This window comes from Dietzia sp. IBK-p2-15D, from assembly GCF_057773105.1.
In genome coordinates, this window is record NZ_JBYMTK010000018.1 from 21302 (window position 1) to 25487 (window position 4186).

At 69.5% G+C, this 4186-nt stretch carries 3 protein-coding genes and 1 pseudogene; 3 read left to right on the top strand and 1 reads right to left on the bottom strand.

All coding sequences use genetic code 11. From position 1 onward, the window contains the following. Nucleotides 1-504: pseudogene (locus AC3DEV_RS16560) on the bottom strand (hypothetical protein); the annotation flags it as partial. Nucleotides 505-928: 424 nt separating this feature from the next. Between AC3DEV_RS16560 and AC3DEV_RS16565 the strand changes: the two are divergent. The 3 genes from AC3DEV_RS16565 (at nucleotide 929) to AC3DEV_RS16575 (ending at nucleotide 3924) form a co-directional block, all read left to right on the top strand. Further along, on the top strand, nucleotides 929-2380 hold the full coding sequence (locus AC3DEV_RS16565; RefSeq protein ID WP_488372793.1) for a hypothetical protein: 1452 nt from the start codon (nucleotides 929-931) through the stop codon (nucleotides 2378-2380). A gap of 71 nt (nucleotides 2381-2451) precedes the next feature. Next, a complete protein-coding gene (locus AC3DEV_RS16570; protein WP_488372794.1) occupies nucleotides 2452-3402 on the top strand; it encodes a PspA/IM30 family protein in 951 nt (316 codons plus the stop codon). Between the two features lie 27 nt (nucleotides 3403-3429). Beyond that, nucleotides 3430-3924, top strand: a complete 495-nt coding sequence (locus AC3DEV_RS16575; protein WP_488372795.1) for an SRPBCC domain-containing protein — start codon at nucleotides 3430-3432, stop codon at nucleotides 3922-3924. Nucleotides 3925-4186 lie beyond the last annotated feature (262 nt).

The following is a 4186-nucleotide window of genomic DNA, read 5'->3' on the forward strand; positions in this document are numbered from 1 at the left end:
GGTCAGCGAGCCACCCTCCTCGGAACCACCGGTCAGCGACTCCGTGTCAAGCGAACCGCCCTCCTCGGAACCACCGGTCAGCGACTCCGTGTCAAGCGAACCGCCCTCCTCGGAACCACCGGTCAGCGACTCCGTGTCAAGCGAGCCACCCTCCTCGGAACCACCGGTCAGCGACTCCGTGTCAAGCGAACCGCCCTCCTCGGAACCACCGGTCAGCGACTCCGTATCAAGCGAACCGCCCTCCTCGGAACCACCGGTCAGCGAACCCGTGTCCGAACCCGTCCCCAGCGACTCGGTGGGCAAACCTGGCAGCTCCGAGGAGCCCTCACCGGCCGAGCCGAGCCCGGCGGCGAGGTCGACACCGACCTCGAGCGAGTCGCCGAGCGCCACGCCGAGGCCGAGGCCGAGGTCAGCGCTACCCTGCGCGTTGGCGACACCCGGCATGGAGCCGAGCGCGAGTCCGGAGGCCGCGATGACGGCCATCATCCGCTTGGAGTTCTTCATAGGAATTGCCTTCCTGTTGTCGTTGACGACGCGGCGATTCGGAATCTCCCCCTGCCCGCCGGCCCGGCGTGTGGTCTTGACCACCCGCTGTTCGATCGTGTCATCACCATATCGAGGCAATCCTCAGGGCTGTTACACCACGCTCTTCTATGTCACAGCAACACGCCGACGATGGGCGGTTGGCCAACCTCGCAGCTAGACGCCATAACGGCCATCCCACAGCCGTTCTCGCCGCCCGACCTCGGTATATGCAAAAGTTAAGAAATTAATGCATATTAACTAAAGAGTAACGAATAGACCATAGGTGAGTTTAATCACATGTTCGGGTAGCGCCGTTGCGGACTCGGGCAAGAGTGGGCGAAGCGAACACAATCCGGGCGAAGTTGAGGTTAACCTCGAATTATTCCCGATCATCAGGAGCGTCATGGCATCGAGCACCACCGGAGTCCTCTTCCCCACCGATTCCTCCGGGAACCGCTCGACAGGACGGCTGGCCAAGGACGTCGTCGCCGACGCACTCGCCACCGTGGACCCGGCGGCCTCCGAGCGCGTCCACCGGATCAAGGACTGGCGTAAGGGCTACATCGAGCCCTTCACCGAACTCGTCAGCGCCGGGGTGTCCGACCCGGCGGCCTGGGACGGTGTCGCGCGGGCCGCGCTCGAGTCGCTGCAGTCCCGCATGGTCGGGGTACACGACGCGAACGGGGAGACCGTGGAGACCCCGCTGTCGGACTACCTCGCCGTCGTCGCCCCCACCAACACCCCGACGACCGACACGATCCAGGGCACGGCGACCCCGGTCCGCGAGCTGTCCATCCCCTTCCGCGGCGAGGAACTGACCGGCGACCTCCTGCGCGCCCGGCTCGACAAGTGGGTCGCGTCCGGTGTGATCGAACCCAGCTGCGCCGACGCACTGAAGCTCGTGCAGGACAATCCCCAGTGGCTCTCCCTGCCCGGCCGCGCCATGCTCGTCCTGGGCCTCGGCTCGGAGATGGGACCTGCTCGCCGCCTCCTGCAGTGGGGTGCCGACGTGATGGGCGTCGACCTGCCGTCGAGCCCCGCGTGGGATCGCTTCCGCGGAGAGGCCTCGACGTTCGCCGGGCGCCTGCACGTCCCCACCGGGCCGGACGGCCGCCCCGGCATCGACCTGCTCACCCAGCTCCCCGAACTCGCGGCATGGGCCAGGGCCGCGGCCCCCGCACCGCTCACCGTCGGCAGCTACTTCTATGCGGACGGCGGAACCCACGTCCAGCTCTCCTCTGCCGCGGACGCCCTCGTCGTCGACCTCCTACGCGACAACACCGCCGACGCGCTCGCCTACCTCGCCACCCCGATGGACACCTTCGTCGTCCCCGCGGACGTGCGGGAGGCCGCCAACGCGGCACTCGCGTCGCGCAAGATCACCGACGTCAAGCGACTCGTCGGCTCCGTCGCCCGCGGCAAGGTCTTCGCCCGCAATTACCCCGCCGGCCACGGCCCGGCGGTGCACGACGCCCTCGTACCCCAGCAGGGCCCCAACTACACCCTGGCCAAGCGGGTGCAGCGCTGGCGCGCCACCACCGCGTTCGCCGACGGACACACCGTCTCGGTCAACGTCGCCCCTGCCACCGACACCCACTCGGTGACCAAGAACAAGATCCTCGCCGCCACCTACAAGGGCGCCTACGCCTTCGGCATCGAGATCTTCGCGCCCGACACCTCCGCCGCCCTGCTCGCCGCGCTGATGGTCCACGACCTCAACGTGGGCCGGCCGCAGGTGGACGTGCAATGGCAGCACGAGTCGTCGGGAGCGGCATCCGGCGGATTGTGGCGTCAGCCGTACCTGCCACGGACCGCCCTGCCGGTGGCCGCGCTGATCGGTACCGTCAAGAGGTAGGAGCACGCACCGAACCGCCGTCGGGACACCTGACACCGACCCCTGACACCGAGACATCTAAGGACGCCGCCATGCCGAACCCCTTCGCCAAGGGCTGGAACTACCTCAAGGCCTCGCTGGACAAGTCGGTCGACGACAACGCGGACCCCAAGATCCTCGTTCATCAGGCGATGAACCACGCGCGCGACCAGCACAAGTCGGTGTCCGACCAGGCGGCCGCGGTGATCGGCAACGCCAAGCAGCTCGAGATCGCCATGGGCACCAAGACGCGGCAGCTCGACGAGGTGCAGGGACAGATCCGTCAGACCCTGCAGGTGGCCGAGCAGGCGCGCGCCGAGGGCGACACCGCCCGCGCCCAGCAGTTCGACACCCAGGCCGAGCAGCTCGCCGGGCGGCTGGTGGCGCTGGAGCAGGACCTGGGCCACACCAAGCAGCTGCACGGCCAGGCGGCGCAGGCCGCAGAGCAGGCCAAGCAGGCGGTGAAGGAGTCCGAGCACCGGCTGCGCGAGACGCTGGCGCAGGAGGATCAGCTGCTCCTGCAGGCCACCCAGGCCGAGATGCAGCACCGGACCACCGAGTCCATGACCTCCCTGCAGGGCGCCGGCGGCGGCAACTCCCCGACCTTCGACGAGATCCGCGCCAAGATCGAGGGCCGCTACACCACCGCACTGGGCAAGCAGGAGCTCGCCGAGGCGACCGGCGCAACATCGACCGCACAGCTCGACGCCGCCGCGATCACGCGCGAATCCGAGGGCAAGAGCAAGCTCGAGCAGATCCGCGCCTCGATGGGGCTCGACTCGGGTTCCGACTCCGGTGCCGACCGCCAGCTCACCGGAGGCGAGGGGCAGTCCGGGTCGTCGGCGGGGTCACCGGCGGGGTCGCCGGCCGCGTCGTCCACCGGCCAGGCCGGGGCGCCCGGCCAGGCGGACCCGGAGGCACCGAGGGACCCCGACGAGGCGACCGACCAGCCGAGCCCCGAGGACCTCTCCGGGCCCACGCTCCCCCGGGACACCAGGGAGTAGCCCCGGGCTATCGGCGAAGGAGTCGCCATGACCGCCACACCCCGGGCCTCCGGATACCTCGCCCCGTCGGGCGCCGTGGTGTTCCCCCGCCGGCTGCCCATGTCCCGTGACCAGGCGTGGGCGGCCGTCACCGATCCGGCCCGCACCGCACGCTGGATCGGGTCGTGGTCGGGCGACCCGGCGTCGGGCACCGTCGAGATGACGATGTCCGCCGAGGAGGGCTCACCCGCAGAGACCGTCGAGGTGCTGCGGTGCGAGGCGCCGAACCTCGTCGTCGTCAGGATCGGACCGGACGGCTGGGTGGTCACCGTGCGGATCGAGGGTGACGACGACGAGGTCACCATCTCCCTGGAACAGGACATCGCGGACGCCGAATCCGCGTCCGACATCGGTCCCGGGTGGGACTTCTATCTGGACCGGTTGGTCGAGGCCGAGGCGTGCCGTGATCCGGAGGCCCTGCGCTTCTCCCCCGACTACCACCCCGCCCTGGCCGACCACTACCGGGCGTTGCTGGGCGGCTGAGGCGGCTGGTCGCCGCTGCGGTCTTCGACTGCGCGCCCTCCACCTGTTTTCGCAGTTGAGAGCCTCATGTCGGACCCCCTTGCTAGTGTTCCCTCAATCGAACACACGAGCGATACGGGGTGCGGCACTCGCCCGCCCGAGGGGGTGCACATGCGGGAGACGACCACCGGGGATGATGCCGGAGCGGTGGCCGGCAGTCCCGCCGTCACCGCCGCCAGCTCCGCAGCCCTGGCGGCACTGCACGCCGAGAATCGCGCGGCCG